Raw genomic sequence first — 20,276 nt, forward strand, 5'->3', positions numbered from 1 at the left:
GAGCGGCGCCGAAAAATCGGTGCGTGAAATAAGATATGCAAATCAAGCGCGCGTCTCGCTCACAAGCGCTCAAGGATCGAACGAACCTCGTCGGCGCGCTTGCCGGTCGGATGCTTGCTCAAATACTTCTCGTAGGTGCTGCGCGCCTTGCTGACATTGCCGCTGAGTTGGTAGGCGGCGGCCAGGTCCATATAAATATCGCTATTGGAATAGCCCAGGCGCTCGGCGCGGGCGAGGACCTTGGCGGCTTCGGCGTAATTATTGGTGCCCATCGCGGCCATGCCGTGAAGATAGGCGACCTTCGCGTTGCCCAGATTCTCGCTACTAAGGGCGCGGAAGTCAGTGAGGGCCGCGGCGTTCTGACCTTTTTTAAGCTTCCCTTCGGCCGCCGAAAGACGCGCGGCGAAGGAGCCCGCGGCGGGTTCAGCTTTGGCCGGGGCGGCGGGCTTCTCGGCAGCCGAAGCGGCCTGCGCGTCCGCCAATTTCTTGGCGTCTTCTTCCTCTTTGAGCGTGGCCGCGGCGAGCTCGGCGGCGGCGAGTTCAGCGGCCGCCTCTTCTGCGGTCTGCTGCACATCCGCAGCGTCTTGGCCGGCCTGCGCCGTCGCCTGCTCGGCGTCGAGCGCCCCGGCCACCTCGCCGGCGTCTGCTTCACTCGCGACTTCGGGCGTCGCCTCGGCGACCGCCGCGGGCGCTTCGGCCTCCTCTTCTTTGGCCTCCTCAGCCGCAGTCGGTTCATCCTCGACCGCGGCGGCGACCGCAGCATCGCCGGGCGCCGGCACCTCGTCTTCGGATACATAGACCCCGATGAGAATCGCCGTCAGGCCGACCACAATCGCAAGGACGGTGAAATATTTCCAACGATTGCTCGCCGGGGGAACGTCCTCGAAATGCCATCCGTCCTCGACACTCTCACCGGCGTCAAAAAATGCGTCTTCTTGAGTGTCTGCGGGGCTGTCGCTTTCAACAACTTCCGAGGATTCCTCGAGAGATGCATCCTCTGGCGCGGGTTGTTCAGGCGAGTCGACAGGCTCATCTTCTTCGTCGCCAGACGGGTGGCTCGCGGCCGCCCCGGCGGCGGAGTCCTCCTCGACGCGCTCCAACTCGAGCGTCGCTCTCTCGCTCGAATCCTCCTGAGCGGCCTCCTCGTCGTCGTTCTCGTCCTCGCGATCAGCCTCCTCTTCGGTCGCCGTCGCGGCGCGCGGCTTGCGGTTCGGATTCGGCGAGTCGTCGAGGTCAAATTCGCGGACCACCATCTGATCGTCGACGGCAGTGCGCGCGAACGGGTCGGGCTCGGCAGCTCCTTCCTCGCCCGCATCTTCGCCTTCGCCCACGGCCTCGATGTCGGCGGCGTTGATCTCTTCGTGCTCCGTCTCCTCCGAGGGCTGCTCAGCGTCGGCGGCGACGAGCTCATCGGTGATCCGACGCTCACGCTCGGGCTCCACGGCTTCGGGCGCGTCCTCGTCGGATGCAACCTCGTCGGATGCGTCGTCTTCAGCGCCCTGCGCCTCGGCCGCTGCTTCAGGTGCCATCGCGTCAGACGTCGCGTCTTCGGGCGCGTCCACAGATGAATCTTCCTCGGATCGCTCCTCGGGTGTCTCAACCTCGACTTCAGCAGGCTCCGCGCTCGGCATCGGCGCGGTGTCGCGCAGGCGCTGCGAGGCTTCGCGCGTCACCGTCGCGGCCTCTTCGACGGCGGCTGCGCGGCGGCTGATGCTCGCGTCGGAGTCTTCCTCGTCCACGACCTCATTGACCGGCTGCGCCGATTCTTCGGCCGCATCTTCGACCTCCGAAAGCATCACCTCCCAGGCGTCGGTGACCGTGCGGGAGCGCGCTTCGGACGGCTCATCTTCCAGGGCCAGCTCGTCTTGAACCGGCGCGTCGTGGGCAGGCTCCTCTTGCACCGACTCTTGAACCGGAGCCTGTTCGGGAGCCGGCGCCGGCGCTTCTTGCTCTTCCTCGACGGCCTCGGGCTCGTCAAAAATCCGGGCGATCTGGATGCCGGGCGATGTTTGATCGGCCGGCAGCGGCTTGTGACCACCGGCGGCGTTGGGGGCAGAGATCGGCGTTAAACGCCGCTTGCGCACCGACTCGGCCCCGGGCGGCTCGCCGTCCACCGGAGGAATCTTCGCAGTGCTACGCCGAAACCCAGCCTCATCATCATAATCCTCGGGCAGCTCGCCAAATCCCGCCGGGGAGTCCAGCGGAACGGTCACGCGGAAGCGACCGCTCTCGCGCAGCAGGTGCTTGGCCTCTTCCTCGCGGCGAGCGGCCTCGCGCTCGTGCAGCTCCTGAACCAACGCGTCGTCATCGGGCACATCGTCGCCCCATCGCACATTCCAATGCCCCTGACCCTCGGGAAGATCATCGACATAATCGCCACTAAATGCCTGCGAAGGCTCGGCCAACTGCATCGCGGCCTGCCCGCGGCTGCCAGCCAGCCAGGCCTCGAGGTTCGACGGCGCCTGCTGCCCATCTTGCTCGCTGTCGGAGACGCGATTCAACACGTCCTCGCTGAGCAGACGGCTCATAATCTGAAGCGTTGTGATGTCGTCATAGGGGCTGTCGTCGACGATATCGCGCAGCGAGCGCAGCCCGTCAAAGAGGCGCACCAGGCGCCCGGCTTCGTCGGGAAGTTGCGCCAAGAGGTCGGGCAAACGCTGGTAGTCCGCCTCATAAATGCTGCTCAGCGGCGGAAGCTCGGCGCTCAGGTCATTCCACTGCTCGAGCCGAACGATCCCCTCGAGCAGAAGCTCGCCCGAGTTTTTAAGGATATGGTCGGCGCGCCCCGCGTTCGAATAATATTGCACGCGGAAGTTGCCGTCGGGCCAGAGCATCAAGCGGTATAGCGCGTCTTCGCCGCGCAGCTTTCCGCATTGCGCGTCGAGGATATTCCCCTCCTGGAAATACACCGCGCCCTTGCGGGTCGATCGCTCGATCTCGAGCGAGCCGGAGCGCTGCTCCCGCCCGATCGTTTGCAGCAAATCGATCATCGTGACGTCGGCCAGATCGCCCTTAAACGCCTCTGCCTCCCCGCCGCTCAAGCGCGCCTGGGCGCGTTTGTTGAGCAAAAACTCAACCCGACTCGTAACTTCTTTGATATAAATCGGCTTGGTCAAATACTCATCGGCCCCCATCTCGAGGCCGCGCATCTTCTCGGGCAGCGAGCGCTGCTCGGTCAAGAAGACGAAGGGGATGTCCCGCCATTTTGGATGATTTCGCAGGCTCTTGCAGAAGGAAAAGCCATCCTCCGCCGAGGCGCCCGGGAATTGAGTATCGCAGACGATCACATCGGGCTCGCCAGACTCCACGGCGCGGCGCGCCTCGCTGACAGACTCGGTAATGATGACTCGGTATCCAGCCTTCTTAAAGCTGATTTCAAGAACTTTCTGACTCTTGGTGTCGGCATCGACAACCAGGATAGTTTCGTTCGTCACGCCACTCCTCGGGACCAAATACGGATACTTCTGCGCAGTTGCGCTTCGCTATTGTGCAGGGATGAAGCCGGCAGCGCAACATAATATGCTGCGAAAACAACTACCGAATCGCAACTCGGGAGGGAATCTTAAATATTAGTAGGGCGATGCACAAGGACGCTCAAATATCCAGGGGCACGCCGAAATGCTCCGCGTATTGAAGAAGCGCGTGGACCGGGGCGCGGAAGGTCGCCAGGGAGTCCGGGTTAAAGATCACGCCCTCGATGTGGTCGGCGATCTCGATGACCTGGTGCATCGCCTGGCGAGGGTCAATGACGAGCAAATAGAACTCGCCGTTGGCCCCGGCGCGGCCGGTCGCGCGCGAAAAGGCCTTGAGCTGGCGAATATTGGTGAACGCCACCAGCCACGGCTCACCGCCGACCATCATCACGCTGGGGCGCTCGCAGCCCTCGCGGCTCTCGGCGGGCAAAAAATACCACCCCTTGAGCAAAAAGACGGCCTGCCATAGGTCCTGAATATACTCGGTGCTTGGGTTGGCTTTGGCCCGGGCGACATAATCTCGGATTTCTAATGCCATGGTATTCCTTCAAGCGCGTCGCGCTGGTTTCAGATGCCGGCCTTGAGCAAATACACCCAGGTCAGGATGGGCAGCACGATCAGCGCCGCCTTGAACGCGAGTGCTTCGCGGCGGGTATATTCAATATGGGGATATTTATTCGCGATAAAAAGGACGAGGCTGGGAAGACCGACGATGGCGAGGGCGAAATAAACCAGGATGGTCAGCGGCTGCATCGCGACCGCCGCGCCGAGCTCGCCGTGCAGCAGGTGCAGGGTCGCGCGGGTCGAGCCGCAGGTTACGCAGGGGACGCCGAGGCTGACCTTGGCCGCGCACGTTCCGAAATCCGCCCACCCCTGCTCGACCAGCCACCCCCCGATGGGCATGGCGAAGAGCGGGAGCATGGCCAGGGCCCCCCAGGGGACCTGGCCGGGGGCGCGATTTTGGATCGTTATCTTCATGGCGTGGCTTCGTGGATGCCTCGGCGCGAACGGGTTAAGCGAGCACGCGCGTCATCATCAGGATCACGATGATGATGAAGCACAGCCCGATGGAGCCGTGCATCGCCATAAACGCCTTGCGATTGCCGACGCCGTTTTTGTGGAAGGTGCGCATTTTATAGAGAAAGACCTGGTCAATGACGATCAAGATGACGACCAGCAGCAACTTAACGTGGAAGGTCGTGCCATAAATCCCGTCGGCCTTAAGAAAATACCCAACGCCGGCGGGGTTGCCAAAGAGCAGCGCCAACCCGGCGCCGACGGTGAGGATCATTCCGGGGAGCGCGCCCATAAAATAGGACTTGGTCTCGTAGCCCGCCATCTCGTCAAGCGGCGCGTCTTTCAACTTGGTGTGAATGGCCGCGTGCATGGTGAGCCCAAAGAGTCCGCCCATCCACATGATAATACCGATGATATGAAACGCCAAAAACCAACTGCTATGCATAACGAACTCCTAAATTAATGAGACAGTTAAAGGTAGAGGACTTAACGGGCATCTATCATCAGCGCGTTGAAAATCGCGCTCAAACACAACTTATTTGGGCTCCCAGACGCGCAGGAGCATCCCGACGATCTCTTCGGCGGTCAGCCGGCCGGATTCCTGCGGGGTAATGCCGGTATAAACCGCGCGGCGCAACACCGAGGAAACGGCCACGCCGCGGCCGTAGACTTCCTCGCCGGGGGTGGTGATCTCGCTGAAGAAGACGTCCACCGCGGTCTCGTCGATCTTATAGGTGAGCCGGGCAAGATCGAAGGTCTCGCGCATAATCTCGACCACGCCGCTGCGCGACACATGCGCCTCGGCCCAGGCGTCGCCGGCGTCGAGAGCCTCGCGCGCCGACTCACTCATCCACTCACGCCAATGCCCGGGCATCTGCTCGGGGTAGCGATGCGTGGCGAGCGCGCTCGGGATCGACTCAAGCAGCGGAATCACCATCAGGTCGCCGGCGTCGCTGGCGTCGCAGAAATCGGCGTCGTCGATCGACTCGGCAAGCTCGCCGGTGAGGTCTTCGGATTGGTCGATAAAGAACCAATACCCCGGCGCCGCGCACGCATAGGCGCCGCCGTCGGGGTCTTCCACCCAATCTTCGAAGAGCTCGACCCACAATAATTTGGGGCTAAACGCGCGGCCTAAGATGCGCTCGACCACCGCCTCGTCCAGGCGCTTTTTGACCACGCCGCGCTCCCCCACGGGCTCCCAACCCGGCAATTCCTGCGGGTCGAGTCGCCGACGCGAGATCAGCTCGTATTCAACTTTCGGGGCTTCTGAAGATTGCAAAGCGTCGTGGCGGCGGTGCGGGATGGACACGAACGCGCGGATCACCCCGCTATCGTCGGGGAATCCGTAGGTCAGCACCGCGTCGACCACCTGCTCGGGGCCGACGTGCTCACCGCAATTCTCACACGCGTAGTCAGCCTTCTGCGGCACCTCGCCCACCAACTTTCCAAGGTGGGCCAGCGTCAAGGGGTGCAGGGGCGTGGAATGATAAAAGCGCTGCATCTGAGTATGCCGGCACAGCCCGCACTCGCAGCGCACATCGGCCACGTACATTACTTCCGGAGCGCCATGCTCCCCCGGTGCGAATCGAAAAACGAAGGGTTCAGCCATATGCTTGAATTCCGAATTGAAGCCTTTGACGCTCGACGGTCCGTGCGAGTATCAGTTAACCCAGCCAACGCCGCCGTGGATGCTTCCACGCCGACCATGACTCAGGCTATGCGTGTACACCAGATTTGAGCAATATTCTATCAGGCTGCATTTAATCCGATGTCGATCCAAGAAATCATGCAAAATAGCGCATATATTACCGCCCTCCGCCATTTGCTCGCCTGGACGCTGATTCTGGGCGGGCTGCTGCTCAGCCCCGGGTACGGCCCCAAACTCGCCCACGCCCAGCAGGCGCCGAGCGAGACGACGGTGGTCGAGGAAGCATCGGACGCCGACGCATCGGCGCGCGGCGAGGCGCAGTTTTTGGGGCTGGAGCATCGCCGCGAGATCTACGAAGCCTCGCGCCTGACGGTCTCGGGCGCGGTCGGGCGAAACCTGCTGCTGCCGGGGCTGGGAAATATCTATACCGAGCAATATTTCTACGCCGGCCTGGCCTTCTCATTTTTGGTCTTCGCCGCGTCTTTTGTCAGCTACGGCCTGGTCACCGACCAATCGGAGTTTCTGTGGATCGGCGCCGGCACCGCCGGCATCGCGTATGTCGGGAGCATCAGCACCAGCATCCTGGGCGTCGAGAAATACAACCGCGAGCGGCGCGAGGGACTGAAGGTCGAGCTGGGGCGCGCCGGGGCGCTCGCGCCGGCGTGGAGCCCGAGCGTCAACGTGGGCTGGCGGTTCTAAAGATGTGAATTTTCGCGAGGCGCGATGTCGGCCGAGATCGCCGCACACCGCGCCTGCGCCGAATTAGCCGGCCTGTGTCGACGCCGCCTCACACACGCACGCCTGCTGGTCGCGCGCGATGGGCGAGCCACATTCTCGGCACAGGGTCGCCGGGGTCTCGTTGAGCTTTGTGTCTAGGGCGACGCGCTCGTCGAAGATAAAGAGGTCGCCCTCCCAATCCTTGTCGGCGTCGTCGACGCGGGCGAAATAATTGAGCACGCCGCCGTCGAGCTGGTAGACCTCGTCGAAGTCGTTTTGGAGCATCCAGCGCGTGGCTTTTTCGCAGCGAATGCCGCCGGTGCAGAACATCACGACCTTCTGGGCGTTGAGCTCCTCCTGGTGGGCGCGCAGGTAGTCGGGGAATTCGTGAAAGGAGCGGGTATTCGGGTTGAGCGCGCCGCGGAAAGTGCCCAACTCGTATTCATAGTCATTGCGGGTGTCGATCACGACCATTGACTCGCCGCTGCGCAACCAGTCGCGGAAGGTCTCCGGGGCCAGGTGCGGGGCGTTGGGGGCGCTGGGGTCGAGCTCGCCGACGCGCATGGTGACGATCTCGGGCTTGATCTTGACCTTCATCTTTTTAAAAGGCGACTCCTCCGAGTCCGAGGTCTTGATCTCAAGCCCGCTTAAGTCCGCCAGGTCGTGCAGGGTGTCGAGCGCGGCGACGAAAGCGTCGCAGGCGGCCGGGGCGCCCGCCAACATCGCGTTGATGCCCTCGGTGGCCACGATAATCGTGCCCTTGAGCGCGTGCGCGTTGCACAAATCCTCGAGGCGCTGGCGAAAGGCTTCGGGTTCGGCGACGGCGACGAATTTATAAAATCCGATATTTCGAACGGCTAAGGGGTTCTCGGAGCTCATGGCGTAGGACGTCCTTTCTGTCTTAGAGCGCGGCGTTTTTCAACACGGTCGCGAGCGCGCCCATCGCAACTCGCGCTCCCGCATATATCGGGGCTTGGGCTCGGAGGCAAATGGTTTGCGCGCGATCAACGTTGGTGCTAAATCAACCCTGTCAACAACTGTGCCCATTTCTAAGAGATATAATCGATGGCCTCTGACTCCATAAAACTACGTCCTTTTAGCATCCAAGATACGCTCAGCGGCGAGAAACGCGTGGTGGAACCGCTGGTTCCCGGCAAGATCAGCCTCTATGTGTGCGGCGTCACGGTCTATGACCTCACCCATATCGGGCACGCGCGCGTCTTCGTGGTCTTCGACGTCGTGCAGCGCTTTATTCGCTCGCTGGGCTACGACCTCAAATATGTGCGAAACCACACCGACGTCGATGATAAGATCATCGCGCGCGCGGCCGAGGTGGGCCAAGACCCGCTGGAGCTGTCGGCGCATTTTATCGCCGAGCTGACCCGCGATATGAACGCCCTGGGCATCGCGCCGGCCGACGTCGAGCCGACGGTGTCCACGCATATCCCGCAGATCATCGCCATGGTCGACTCGCTGATCAAGCAGGGCTACGCCTATGAGTCCGACGGCGATGTTTATTATCGGGTCCGCGAATTCGCCGACTATGGCAAGCTGTCGCGGCGCAGGCTCGACGATATGGAGGCGGGGCGCTCGGGGCGCGTGGACTCGGAAGACGAATCGGCCCAGCGCAAAGAATACCCCTTTGACTTCGCCCTGTGGAAGAAGGCCAAAGACGGCGAGACGAGCTGGGAGTCGCCGTGGGGCGCGGGGCGCCCGGGCTGGCATATCGAATGCTCGGCGATGAGCACCCATCACCTGGGCTCGACCATCGATATCCACGGCGGCGGGCGCGACCTGGTCTTCCCGCACCACGAGAACGAGATCGCCCAGGCCGAGGCCTGCACCCACGCCGAGTTCTCGCGAAATTGGATGCACGTCGGCATGGTCAACGTGGCCGAGGTCGACGAGAGCGGCGCGGCGATCGAACGTAAGATGTCGAAATCACTGGGGAATTTCTGGACAACCCGCGACGCCCTGAGCGGCTTCCACGCCGAGGGCATCCGCTATTTCTTCCACGCCACGCATTATCGCAAGCCCATCACCTACTCGATGGACGCGCTCAACGACGCGACCGACCGGGTCGAGTATTTCTACACCACGCTCGAGCGCATCGACGCGGTGCTCGCCCGGGTCGACGCGTCGCGCGCCAGCGCCCCGGCCGAGGCGAACTTCGTCGAGGGAACCGCCGACACGCTCAATAGCTACCTGGACCGCTTTGAAGAGTCGCTCGCCGATGACTTCAACACGCCCAAGGCCATCGCGGTGCTCGGCGAGGTCGCCAAGGTCGGCAATGAGCTGACGCAATCGGCCAAGAAGCCCGACGCCGACCGGGCGTGGACGCTGTTTAAGGTCGCCGAGGCGATGCAGAAATGCGGCGCGGTGCTCGGCATTTTGCAGCGCACCCCGGCCGACGTGCTTCGCGAGATCCGCGACCTTCGCGCCGCCGCCCTCAACATCGACGTGGCCGAAGTCGACCGCATGATCGTGGAGCGCGAAGAAGCGCGCGCGGCCAAGGACTGGGCGCGCGCCGACGCGCTGCGCGACAAATTGGCCGCGCTCAACGTCGAGGTCATGGACAGCGCGCAGGGCTCCACCTGGCGTTTTCAGTAAAAATTGCTGGGGGGCCTCGCGTCCCGGGAGTCGGTGATTAGGTTGGGAATAAGGGAAGATTCGGGTCTTTCCTCGCGCGCTGCGCATACCCTGCGCGCTCTCACTTGACTCCTGTCCGCCAATTAGGGGCGCTGCGGTAGCGGGCACCAGGCCACGGTTTTTCTATGATCTCGCAAGATCCTGAGGGGCGCACCGATGGCGCGGCGCGCGTCGGAGAGCTTTTAGGAGGACGCTACCGCGTCGAGTCGGTGATTGGCTACGGGGCGCTGGGCATGGTGCTGCGCGCGCGCCATATCACGATGGGCCGGGAGGTCGCGCTGAAGTTGCTGCGCCCGGATATCTCGGGCCACCCGGCCATTCGCCGACGCCTGATCCGCCAGGTGCACCTGGCCCAGAACCTCTACCACCCCAACAACTGCCGCCTGCTGGACTTCGGCCAGGCCGACGGGTCGCTCTATCTGGTGATGGAGCTTTTGCAGGGGGCGACGCTGCGCACGCTGATCGAGCGCGGCGCGCCGTTCTCAGTGGGCTGGGTGCTCGACATCGGCATGCAGATCCTCGACGGGCTCGGCGAGGCGCACGCGCAGGGCCAGATTCACCGCAATCTCAAGCCGCGCAATATCATCTTGCTGCCGCGGCGCCGCGGCGGCCAGCAGGTCAAGGTGATGGATTATGGGCTGGCTGCCAGCCTCGACGCGCTGCCCGGCCAGGACCCCGACGACGACCGGGAGGCCGAGATCTGCGGCACCGCGGCGTATCTTGCGCCCGAGACCCTGGTGCACCAAAAATCCTGCAAGGCTACCGATGTCTACGCGGTCGCGCTGATGCTTTTGGAGATGCTCACCGGCCAGCAGACCTTTCGCGGCGACACGCTCACCGAGGTTCTCTATAGCCAGATTCACACCCGCGCTCAGCTGCCGCCGAAGCTGGCATGGACCACGCTGGGCAAGGCGTTGCTCGCCGCGCTCAACAAACATCCGGGCAACCGCTTCGTGGACGCCGACGCGTTTTATGAGGCGCTGGATCATGCGTCGCAGACCACCGCGACCTATTTTCGCCTGGACTTAAGCGACCTGGCCGCGACCGACGTCGCGATGCCCCCGGAGATGCTGGCGCGCATGGTGCGAAACCAGCGCGCCCGCCAGAAGTCCAACGGCAACAAAGGCAGCGGCTCCGACGAAGACAGTGATGAGGCAGAGCCTGCCGCGAAGCCGCCGCTCGCGCCGCGGCCGACTCGCCCCAGCCCGAACACCCAATCACTCAACCCCGACACGCCCTCCTGGGGCGCGCTTATGCAGTTGACCAGCGATATCTCAACCCCGCTCCCGCCGCCCTTTCCGCTGCCGGCGTCGCACCACGCCTCGGCGCCGCGAACCGCGCTGCGCGCGCAACCCGCCCCCCCCCTGAGGCCGCCACCAGCCTTCGCTCGCCCGGCGAATCGCTCCGGGGTCAAAGACCTCGTGGAGACGATCGACGCGCCGAAATCTGCCTACCTGGCCGCGCCCATCGAAGGCAAACCCGCCGCCGAAGATTGGCTCTCGCACGCCGGCGTTGTGCTTATCGGACTGCTGCTGGCGCTCGCGGCTTTCGGCGTCTATCTGGCGATCTCAATATCCTGATAGCTACGGGCTAAGCGGTAATTCCACGGTGAAGGCGCTCCCCGCGCCCAGGCCGCTGCGCAGGCAAATCGACCCGCCAAGCGCCTCGACCACTCGCTTCACGATCCACAAACCAAGCCCGTAACTATTTGAATCCCTTAGGCTTTGCGCTTGCTTATCCTGGTCACTCTCGCCCGGCGCGCGCACGCGCACGAAGCGCTCAAATACCCGTCTGTGATTCTCCGGGTCGATCCCGACGCCCTGGTCTCGCACCGAAAAGACGGCCATCGAGTCGCAGCGCTCGAACTCCACAGCGATCGCCTTGCCCTCCCCATATTTGATCGCGTTCGAGAGGAGGTTCGACACAATTTGCTCGACACGAATGCGGTCCCATTGCCCGACCAGCGAGTCCGGGCCGTCGACGCAAATCTCGCTCCCCGAGGCCGCGATCGGCTCCTTCAACTCGCGCAGCACCGCCTCGACCACCTCGCGCAGGTCGACAGGCCCGCGCACCAGGCTGAAGGTGTCGCCCTCGGCGCGGTTCATCGCCAGGAGCTCGTCCATCATCGCCATCATGCGATTGATGCCGGCATTGGCGCGGGTGACCGCCCGCTCGATCTGCTCGGGCGACAGCGACATCGCCGCGCCCTGCAGCGAGCGGCGTAGCACCTCGAGGCTGAGCTTGACGGTGGTCGCGGGGCTGCGCAGGTCGTGCGAGATGATGGACAACGCCTCCTCGCGCGCGTTCATCATGCGGCGAAACTCCTCGTACATGCGCCGCTGATGATACTCCGCCCGCGCGCATGCCAGGCGCTGGGAGACCAGGTTAGCGAGCGTTTGCACAAAGATCGCGTCGGTCTCACAGAAGCGCCCAGGCGATTCGGACTGGGCCACCAGCACCCCGTAGGGCTCCTTGCCGCCCTGCACGCGCATATTGATCGCGCTGCGCACCGTGTCCTGCTCCGGCCAACTCTCGCGCTCAAATCGCTCCTCTTTGGCATAGTCGTCGACACGCACCACATGATTGCTGCGTAAGGCCCAGCCGGCCGCGGTCTCGGCGCGCGACGCGTGCTGCGCGTGCACCGGACATGGCGCGCCGGACTTTGGCTCGTAGGTGTCGATGGCGCGCCCGGCATAGGCGCTGACGCGGAACGCCACGGCCTCAGCCACCAGCTCGAGCATATAGGCCGAGTCCGCGCCGAGCCCGTCGCACAGGGCCTGAACGGCCGCCCGCATGAAGTCGTGACAATGGTTGGGGTCATATTTGGACTCCGCCAAGAAGACCGCGAAGCGGCTGACCCGCTCGACCAGCGCGTGCTGGCGCACTCGGCGGTAATAGTCCTTGCGCAGCTGTGACACCGTGAGCTCGTCGGCCTTTGGGCTAACCCACATTCGCGGCGAGTCCCCGTCCTCCTCGCCCTCGTTGCGCGCGCGACTCGGCCCCTGCGGCACCTCAAGCGGCGCGTAGGTCAGCGAGGCGCGCCGAGGATCCGGTCCATGTGGAAAGAAGGGAACGGGCATGATGAGTCCTGGGTAGGAAGCAGCCGAACGATGCCCCACCGAGTGAACCGGCGAGGCATCATTGCAGCAAAAGTCACAGGCCAAATCTAAGGATGATTTGGCCGATAACAACATTTCCCCGCCCAGGATATTTTGCCATTGGGCGCTAAATCAGCGGCCCGCGCACTGGGTAAACTTAGCCCAGATGCGGCTGCGCCAACTCCCGCGCGCGGCGCACAGCGGCGGTATTAGGCGCGCGCTCCAGGTAGGACTCGGCCTCCTCAAAGCGCTCCATCGCGACGGCGCTGACCGCCAGGATCTCCCAGACCCGCGCGAGCATCTTATCGGGCATGGCGCCGGTCGAGCGCAGCTGATGGCACACGCGGTACGCCTCGCGGAAGTCCTCGTCGGCCAGGGCACGCTCGGCGTCCCCCAGGAGTTCGTCCTGGAAGGCGGAGGCCGGCGACTGGGCCGCCCGCGCGCCCGAGGCGCGTCCGGCGAGGTCCTGGCCGCTATTTAGCAATTGGAAATTATACATCAGGATATAGACGATCAGGATCGCCAGGAAGATGCCGGCCTTCATAAACGCGAAGATGCCCAGCGGGATCAGCAGGAAGATGCTCACGCGCAGCGCCAGCGCGCGCGCCTTGTCCTCGGGCATCAGTCGGCGCAGGAACAGGTGAAAGAGCTGTCCGCCGTCGAGCGGCCAGATCGGTAGCAGCAGATTCAGGAGCGCCCAGAAGACGCTAAAGAATATCAGCGCGTAGACAAAACTGCTCAATAGGGGGGTCGCCGTTCCGAGATTAAGCCCGGCCAACAAGAAGGTGTTCAACAAAAACACGCCCCCCGCGAATACGAGCTGGGCGGCCGGCCCCGCGAACACGACCAACGCGTCATCTTTGTCGCTCGACGCGATGTCATGGGAGCACAGGCCGCCAAAACCATGCAATAGGATCGACGGGCGCAGCCGGTAGAATTTGGCCACGAACCCATGCCCGAACTCGTGGACGATCAACGAAACGGTGATCGCCAGCACGGTCATCAGCCCGCCGAAGAACGCGTTCGCCGCGTTCCCCGAGCCCGACCCGAGCATCGGGCTGAACATATAGAAGGCCATCAGCAGGAGATACCAGGGGCTGACGGCGACGTCGATCCCCCGGAATGTGAAGAAGTGAAAGCCGCTTCGCTCGAACATTTTAGAAGCCGGTTTAAATGGTAGGGCGCTTACGCTGCATCTGAATGCCTACGCATTCAGGGTCGCCGGGGACTTCGGTGGCGAATTTGCGAATCGTGAGGTCCGCGGAGAGAACCGCGGAATGTTGGTCAAAGACGCGGGTCAGGATCTCGTCGCCCATGCGCTCGACGAGCTTGTAGCTCTCGCCGGTGCCCACGGCGACGATGATCTCGGCGAGGCTGCGGTAGTCGAGGGTATGCTCGAGCTTGTCGTCGCGCACAGCCAGCAGCTCGCCGAGATGGACCTTTAGATCAACCTGGAAGCGGCGCCCCTCGCGGCGCTCCACTTCGTAGAAGCCATGAGAGCCGATGAATTCAAGTTTCTCAACGAAAATAAACATCATAGACTCCGGGCGCTCATTAGGCGTTGGCGTGATCTTGGTCCATGCAGCAGCGCTTGTATTTTAGCCCGCTGCCACAAGGACACGGATCGTTGCGGCCGACCTTGGGGAGCTCGCGCTCGAAGGTATCCTCGGCGACCTCGGGCTCGGCCGCGGGGGCGCGGTTGAACTCGATGCGCTTGGGCACCTGGGGCTCGGGGCGCGGGCGCAGCGCGGCCGGGGTCTCGACCTGCATCTTCGAGACGAACTCGACGACCCGACGCTTCACGTTCATCATCATGTCAAGGAAGAGCGCATAGCCCTCTTTCTTATACTCGTTCTTCGGGTCCTTCTGCGCGTAGCCGCGCATGCCAATGCCGTCGCGCAATTGGTCCATGGCCTGCAGATGCTCGCGCCAATAGCGGTCAATCGCCATCAGGTATTGGTTGCGAACCTGCTCGTCGAAGAGGTCGTCGCCGCTGACGACTTCGCTCAACTCCTCGGGCACGCTCCAATCGTTATTCTCCGCGTTGGCCGCCTCAAGCTCCTCGATACGCGCTTCGCGGTGCTCGTTAATCTGGTCGGCGAGCTCCTGCATATTGGCTTTTTTGGCGTCGAAGATCTCCATGACCTCGGTCCAAACCTTGCGCTCAATGCTGTCGCGGCTGCGCGAACTGGTCAGGTCGAACTCGATCCCGAAGATATGCTCCAGCGCGATATTCAGGCCGCTGAGGTTCCAGTCGTCCTGGCGGACTTCGCGCGAAGCGTAGGTGTCGATGGTCGCCAGGCAGACATCCTCGAACACGTCGAGCATCATCGTCTGAAGGCTGCGCCCCTCGGCGTCTTGCCCCTCGAGCACGCCGCGGCGAAGCGCGTACACCGTGGTTCGCTGCTTATCGAGGACGTCGTCGTACTCAAGCAGGTTTTTACGAATGTCGAAGTTACGCGCCTCAACCTTGCTCTGCGCGTTCTCGATGCTGCGGTTGACCATCTTGTGCACGATCGGCTCGCCCTCGGGCATGCGCAGCGTGTCCATGATGCGCGCGACGCGGTCGGCGCCGAACATGCGCAGCAGGTCATCCTCAAGCGACAGGAAGAAGCGGCTGGCGCCCGGGTCACCCTGACGGCCGGCGCGACCACGCAGCTGGTTATCGATACGCCGCGATTCGTGGCGCTCGGTACCCATCACGTAAAGACCACCGGCCTTCATGACCTCTTCTTTCTCGGCGCGGCATTGGGCGTCGAATTTCTCGAAGGCCGCGATATACTCGGGCGTATAGAATTGGTGACGCTCATGCTCGGGCGTTCCGATCGGCACGGTCTGCTCGCCGGCGACTTCTTCGGCGAGGAACTCGGCGTTGCCGCCCAGCAGAATATCGGTACCACGACCGGCCATGTTGGTGGCGATGGTCACCGCGCCCAGGCGTCCTGCCTGCGCGACGATCTGCGCCTCACGCCCGTGCTGCTTAGCGTTGAGGACCTCGTGCTTGATCTTCTTGCGGCGAAGCACCTGGCTGATCGCCTCGGACTTCTCGACGCTGGTCGTACCGACGAGCACCGGCTGGTTGCGCGAGTTGCACTCCACGATCGTGTCGACGATCGCGTTGAACTTCTCGCGATAGCTCTTGTAGATCACGTCATCATAGTCTTTTCGCGCGATCGGACGGTTGGTCGGGATAACCACCGTGGAGAGACCGTAGATCTCGTGGAACTCGGCCGCCTCGGTCTCGGCGGTACCGGTCATGCCGGCGAGCTTGTCGTACATGCGGAAGAAGTTCTGGAAGGTGACCGTCGCGAGCGTCTGGTTCTCTTCCTGAATCGGCACGCCCTCTTTGGCCTCGACCGCCTGGTGCAGCCCGTCCGACCAGCGCCGTCCCGGCATCGGGCGACCGGTGAACTCATCGACAATGATGACCTCGCCGTCGTGGACGATATACTGGTCGTCCTTCTTATAGAGCGTGTGGGCCTGCAGCGCCTTGGCCACGTGGTGGATCATCTCGATATTATTGGCGTCGTAGAGGTTATCGAGGTTCATCTGAGCCTCGACCTTCTCGACACCGGCGTCGGTGAGCGTCGTGGTGCGATGCTCTTCGTCGACCAGGTAGTCCTCGTCGCGCTTAAGATACGGCACGATCGCGTTGACCTGCAGGTACAGCTCGGTGGAGCGGTCCGCCTTACCACTGATGATCAGCGGGGTACGCGCCTCGTCGACCAGGACGGAGTCAACCTCGTCAATAATCGCGTAGTGCAGCGGACGCTGGACGAAGTCCTCGAGGTTATTCTTCATATTATCGCGCAGATAATCGAAGCCAAACTCGTTATTGGTGCCGTAGGTGATGTCGGCCCAATAGGCCTCCCGACGCACGGCCGGCGACTGGTCGCCGACGACCGTGCCGACCGACATGCCAAGGAAGTTGTAGATATGCCCCATCCACTTCGCGTCACGGCTGGCCAGGTAGTCGTTGACCGTGATGAGCTGGGCGCCTTTGCCCGCCAGCGCGTTGAGGTACAGCGGCAGCGTCGCCACCAACGTCTTACCCTCACCGGTCTTCATCTCGGCGATCTCGCCGCGATGCAGCGCGATGCCGCCGATAAGCTGCGTATTATAGTGGCGCATCCCCAGGGTACGCTTACCCGCCTCACGTCCGGTCGCGAACGCCTCGACCAAGATATCGTCGAGCGTCGCGCCATTGGCGAGCTTTTGCTTGAGCTTGGGCGTCTGCGCCTTGAGCTCCTCGTCCGTCAACTTCGAGATGGTCGCCTCCATCGCGTTAATTGCATCAACCTGGGGCTGGCAACTTTCGAGGAAACGACTGTTGGCGGAACCAAATATTTTTTCGAGAAACTTGTACATGGGGTGACAACCTATGTTGCGACGTCTGAACAACCTATCCTATTGGCCGGTGATTCATAGAGCGCACCTCTTATGTGTGCAAGTCTCCGACCGCCAATTGGCGCTGAAATAGCCTAATTGAGCTCGATATTTCTAAAATTTCACTCTTTTGCCCAACGATCCCTGTCTTTGGCCACCGCGTTAACGCAGACAACCCGCAGAGAATTCCACAAAAATTACACGCGCGGGCATTAAGCCTGAACACTGAATATTGGGTCAAATATTTTTTGATATTTTTTTAATACTGCGGAGAACCACACCTTTTCCACAGCTTCCCCACCGAAAGCCACAACTTAACCCACAGGTTTTCCACAGGCACGGCCACTCGCGATCTCTGGCGCGCCCAGAAGATCGCCGAAGATCTGAGCAACGAACGCGAACACACCCTAAAACCCCCGCAATTACGGACACTTAGAGCGCCAAAAAACGAAGATCGTTATTTTCGACGCGTCGCGTGAGCGCGAGCACGCGGGTGTGGGAAACCTCAACCGCCCTGTGGAAAACCTCTGGAAAACCCTGAGGAAAACTCGTTTTCCACCTGAAAACACCCCTATTTAGGGGGTTTTGGCGAAGTTTCTAACACCCCCTCTGCCCGCGAAATCACGCGCGCTTCGAGCTGTCTTGGGGAAAATCGCGCAACGTTTCGACCCGTTTTGCCGAAAACGAAAGAGCAGGCTTATAGGAACGCCGTTGCCGAGTTGTCAACGGATGCACGAAAAACCGGTGTGAAGGGAGGCGAATGTACCGCTTATTGCGCCAGAAATTATTGCTCAGCGCCCTGGTCACGGTGGCGCTCGGCAGCGTTTTTAACGCGCTCTGGCCGGCCGAATCAGGTCTTGAGAAAATCTCTGCGACAACCGGCGATCGCGCCTCCTTCTTGGGATCGCCCCTGATTCCCGACGATCTCCGGGTCAAAGGGGTGCTGCGGGCGCGCGTGACGCAGACGCCGCGCCGCACGCCAAATGGTTGGGCGGTCGGCGTCGAGTTGCTGGAGCTCGACGGGCGGGCGCCGCGCGCCGCGACGCTCCAGCTAAACCTCTTTGTGCCCAACGACGCCAGCGAGCACCATAGCGCGAAGGCCCTGCGCGCGCCGGTGCTTCCCGGCGATCGCATCGAGGTCTTCGCCCGCCTGGAGCGCTACCCCAAGCGCGCGTTCCCTCGCTTGCGCGCCGCGCGCGAGCGCATGGCCGCCAAGGGGACCGACGCCCGCGCCCTGGCCCTGGAGCCGATCATCGTGGAGGCGCTCGATCGCGCTGCGCTCAAGCGCAGCCCACTGCGCGCATTTCGCCGCGCGCTGGGCCTCTCGAGGAGCCACTTCGAGGGCCATCTTCTGCGCGGGCTCAGCGGGCAAAACGCGGCGCTCGCCCTGGCGCTGACCACCGCGAACCGCAGCTTCTTAGAGGCCGAGACGGTCGCACCATTCCAACAGACCGGCACCAGCCATCTTCTGGCGATTTCGGGGCTTCACCTGGGCGTGCTCGCCGCGATTGTCTGGTGGGTGACGGGTGTGGGGGTCGGCAGGTTCCCGGGGTTGCTGCGCCGCTTCGGGCGCCGGCGGGTGTGCGGAATGGCGGTCATCGCGCTGCTGGGAAGCTATGTGCTGCTGATCGGCGCGCCCATCTCGGCCATCCGGGCCTGGACCGTGCTCACCGTCGGCGTGGGCGCGCTGCTGATGCTGCGCCCGCTGTGCCCATTTCATGCCCTGGCGATCGCGGCGATCGGGCTGACCGTCTGGCAACCGGCGGTGGTCGTGGATCTGGGGTTTCAGCTCAGCTTCGCGGCGACGTTGGGGATCCTACTATTCTTGCGCTTTCGCCCGCCGATCCTCGCCGCACCCATCGATCTATTGGGCGGCCCGGAGGCGACCTGGCACCGGCGAGCGCGGGCCGCCGGGCTCTTCGTCGGGGTGTCCACCAGCGCGACCATCGCCACGATCCCGACGCTCGCCGCGCAATTCGGCGAGGTGGCGCTATGCGGGTTCTGGGTCAATTTGGTGGTGACGCCTTTTGTGAGCGCGGTCGTCTTTCCGATCCTGGTGGGCGGCGCGTTTTTGTCGATGATATTGCCCGGCCCGGGGTTCTGGGTCATCGCGCGCAGCACCGACATCCTATTGGCGATGCGCCCTGTGATGGACGCGGCGGCGCGGCTGCCGGGCTCACAATGGATAACCGGCAGCGCGCCATGGTGGGCGGTCATCGCGCTGGTAGTCGCGGCGCTTCTGTGGACAAGCAGCCGCTGGAAGCCGCGGGCGATGCTCCTGTCGGTCGCCTTCTTATTGCTAGGGCTCTCGAGCGGGCTCTTGCCGCGCCCGGCCGAGTCGCGCGGCCAATTGCGGGTGCACTTTATCCCGGTGGGCCAGGGCGACGCGACGCTCATCGAATTCCCGGACGCGACCACGATGCTCATCGACGCCGGGGGCACCCGAACCGGCAGCGATCCGGGGCGATTTGTGGTGGTCCCCTATTTGAGGCGCCTGGGGATCTGGCGCCTGGATTGGGTGCTGGTCACCCACGCCGACCTCGACCATATGGGCGGCATGGCGGCGGTGATCGACCGGATGCGGCCGCGTAATTTTTTGGTGGGAACCCTGGCAGATAACCCGACGCAACACCGCCAGGGGCTCGACCCTGCGATCCGGCATTTGGTGTCTCAGGCAGAAGCGGGCGGGACAAAAACGCACTATATTTCGGATAGATTGCAAAAAAATATCGGCGGAGTGCGGGTCGATATCCTGCGGCCACAGCTCGATGAATCGGCGCCCGGAGAGGCGCGAAATGACGTTAGCCTGATCACTCGTCTGCAATATTCGAGGACCTCGGTCTTGCTGCCGGGAGATATCGAAGAGGCCGGAGAGGCGTGGGTTTCCGAGCATCTTCCCGGCCCGGTGACATTTCTGAAGGCGGCGCATCACGGGTCAAAATCATCGAGCACGCCGGTCTTCCTCGACGCGTTCCAACCCGCGTTTAGCATCATCTCGGCGGGGCAATTTAGCCGCTTTGGCCACCCGCACCCAGAAATAGTCGCTAGATATCGGCGCCGACGCGTACAGGTTCTAGAAACAGCCGTCAGTGGAGTGATTCGGGTCACCATTTCGGACAATGACCGCTTCGAGATCCACTCGGTGCGTTGATGCTCAAATGAGGACGCACAGCAAAAGTAGTTTGACCGGCGGCGATTGCTGGTTAGGCATTTAGTCTGTCTCAAGTGTCGACTTGTCTCACCCGAACCGAGCATTTTCTCAAGTCTCGGGGTTGGACCAACCGTTTG

The 20,276-nt window shown here is 62.7% G+C and carries 14 protein-coding genes; 4 read left to right on the forward strand and 10 right to left on the reverse strand.

What is annotated here, in order from left to right:
* Positions 1-59 precede the first annotated feature (59 nt).
* The 5 genes from DN745_RS16600 to DN745_RS16620 form a co-directional block, all read right to left on the reverse strand.
* On the reverse strand, positions 60-3,434 hold the full coding sequence (locus DN745_RS16600; protein WP_162687740.1) for a response regulator: 3,375 nt from the start codon (positions 3,432-3,434) through the stop codon (positions 60-62).
* Positions 3,435-3,594: 160 nt separating this feature from the next.
* Entirely contained in the window at positions 3,595-4,011 is a 417-nt protein-coding gene (locus DN745_RS16605) for a hypothetical protein (protein WP_111336562.1), read from the reverse strand.
* Between the two features lie 29 nt (positions 4,012-4,040).
* Entirely contained in the window at positions 4,041-4,451 is a 411-nt protein-coding gene (locus DN745_RS16610; RefSeq protein ID WP_111336564.1) for a DUF2752 domain-containing protein, read from the reverse strand.
* Between the two features lie 34 nt (positions 4,452-4,485).
* A complete protein-coding gene (locus DN745_RS16615; RefSeq protein WP_111336566.1) occupies positions 4,486-4,935 on the reverse strand; it encodes a CopD family protein in 450 nt (149 codons plus the stop codon).
* Positions 4,936-5,025: 90 nt separating this feature from the next.
* Positions 5,026-6,042, reverse strand: coding sequence for a hypothetical protein (locus DN745_RS16620; RefSeq protein WP_111336568.1), 1,017 nt, complete (start codon positions 6,040-6,042; stop codon positions 5,026-5,028).
* Between the two features lie 234 nt (positions 6,043-6,276).
* On the opposite strand from DN745_RS16620, the gene DN745_RS16625 reads away from it, so the two are divergent.
* The gene (locus DN745_RS16625; protein ID WP_133621924.1) at positions 6,277-6,837 is read left to right on the forward strand and encodes a hypothetical protein; all 561 of its coding nucleotides are present in this window, start codon (positions 6,277-6,279) and stop codon (positions 6,835-6,837) included.
* A gap of 63 nt (positions 6,838-6,900) precedes the next feature.
* On the opposite strand, the gene trhO is transcribed toward DN745_RS16625, so the two are convergent.
* Positions 6,901-7,734, reverse strand: coding sequence for an oxygen-dependent tRNA uridine(34) hydroxylase TrhO (gene trhO / locus DN745_RS16630; protein ID WP_111336572.1), 834 nt, complete (start codon positions 7,732-7,734; stop codon positions 6,901-6,903).
* A 186-nt stretch (positions 7,735-7,920) separates the two neighbouring features.
* Between trhO and cysS the strand changes: the two genes are divergently transcribed.
* Positions 7,921-9,465 carry a cysteine--tRNA ligase gene (cysS, locus tag DN745_RS16635; RefSeq protein ID WP_111336574.1) on the forward strand — a complete coding sequence of 515 codons (1,545 nt, stop codon included), beginning with the start codon at positions 7,921-7,923 and terminating at the stop codon, positions 9,463-9,465.
* Between the two features lie 164 nt (positions 9,466-9,629).
* A complete protein-coding gene (locus DN745_RS16640) occupies positions 9,630-11,084 on the forward strand; it encodes a serine/threonine-protein kinase (protein WP_111336576.1) in 1,455 nt (484 codons plus the stop codon).
* 3 nt (positions 11,085-11,087) lie between these two features.
* On the opposite strand, the gene DN745_RS16645 is transcribed toward DN745_RS16640, so the two are convergent.
* The 4 genes from DN745_RS16645 to secA form a co-directional block, all read right to left on the reverse strand.
* The gene (locus DN745_RS16645) at positions 11,088-12,584 is read right to left on the reverse strand and encodes a GAF domain-containing sensor histidine kinase (RefSeq protein ID WP_162687741.1); all 1,497 of its coding nucleotides are present in this window, start codon (positions 12,582-12,584) and stop codon (positions 11,088-11,090) included.
* 175 nt (positions 12,585-12,759) lie between these two features.
* Positions 12,760-13,758, reverse strand: coding sequence for a site-2 protease family protein (locus DN745_RS16650; RefSeq protein WP_111336580.1), 999 nt, complete (start codon positions 13,756-13,758; stop codon positions 12,760-12,762).
* Positions 13,759-13,771: 13 nt separating this feature from the next.
* Entirely contained in the window at positions 13,772-14,140 is a 369-nt protein-coding gene (folB, locus tag DN745_RS16655; RefSeq protein WP_111336582.1) for a dihydroneopterin aldolase, read from the reverse strand.
* 16 nt (positions 14,141-14,156) lie between these two features.
* Positions 14,157-16,970, reverse strand: coding sequence for a preprotein translocase subunit SecA (gene secA, locus DN745_RS16660; protein ID WP_111336584.1), 2,814 nt, complete (start codon positions 16,968-16,970; stop codon positions 14,157-14,159).
* A gap of 778 nt (positions 16,971-17,748) precedes the next feature.
* Between secA and DN745_RS16665 the strand changes: the two genes are divergently transcribed.
* Complete coding sequence (locus DN745_RS16665; RefSeq protein WP_111336586.1) at positions 17,749-20,139, forward strand: DNA internalization-related competence protein ComEC/Rec2; 2,391 nt, start codon at positions 17,749-17,751, stop codon at positions 20,137-20,139.
* Positions 20,140-20,276 lie beyond the last annotated feature (137 nt).

The sequence above is a fragment of the Bradymonas sediminis genome (assembly GCF_003258315.1).
Taxonomy (GTDB): domain Bacteria; phylum Myxococcota_A; class Bradymonadia; order Bradymonadales; family Bradymonadaceae; genus Bradymonas; species Bradymonas sediminis.

Bases quoted from the DNA above. Each gene is read 5' to 3' on its own strand.
- DN745_RS16605 (WP_111336562.1), bottom strand. From the start codon at position 4,011: ATGGCATTAGAAATCCGAGATTATGTCGCCCGGGCCAAAGCCAACCCA.
- DN745_RS16610 (WP_111336564.1), bottom strand. From the start codon at position 4,451: ATGAAGATAACGATCCAAAATCGCGCCCCCGGCCAGGTCCCCTGGGGG.
- DN745_RS16615 (WP_111336566.1), bottom strand. From the start codon at position 4,935: ATGCATAGCAGTTGGTTTTTGGCGTTTCATATCATCGGTATTATCATG.
- DN745_RS16620 (WP_111336568.1), bottom strand. From the start codon at position 6,042: ATGTACGTGGCCGATGTGCGCTGCGAGTGCGGGCTGTGCCGGCATACT.
- DN745_RS16625 (WP_133621924.1), top strand. From the start codon at position 6,277: ATGCAAAATAGCGCATATATTACCGCCCTCCGCCATTTGCTCGCCTGG.
- trhO (WP_111336572.1), bottom strand. From the start codon at position 7,734: ATGAGCTCCGAGAACCCCTTAGCCGTTCGAAATATCGGATTTTATAAA.
- cysS (WP_111336574.1), top strand. From the start codon at position 7,921: ATGGCCTCTGACTCCATAAAACTACGTCCTTTTAGCATCCAAGATACG.
- DN745_RS16640 (WP_111336576.1), top strand. From the start codon at position 9,630: ATGATCTCGCAAGATCCTGAGGGGCGCACCGATGGCGCGGCGCGCGTC.
- DN745_RS16645 (WP_162687741.1), bottom strand. From the start codon at position 12,584: ATGCCCGTTCCCTTCTTTCCACATGGACCGGATCCTCGGCGCGCCTCG.
- DN745_RS16650 (WP_111336580.1), bottom strand. From the start codon at position 13,758: ATGTTCGAGCGAAGCGGCTTTCACTTCTTCACATTCCGGGGGATCGAC.
- folB (WP_111336582.1), bottom strand. From the start codon at position 14,140: ATGATGTTTATTTTCGTTGAGAAACTTGAATTCATCGGCTCTCATGGC.
- secA (WP_111336584.1), bottom strand. From the start codon at position 16,970: ATGTACAAGTTTCTCGAAAAAATATTTGGTTCCGCCAACAGTCGTTTC.
- DN745_RS16665 (WP_111336586.1), top strand. From the start codon at position 17,749: ATGTACCGCTTATTGCGCCAGAAATTATTGCTCAGCGCCCTGGTCACG.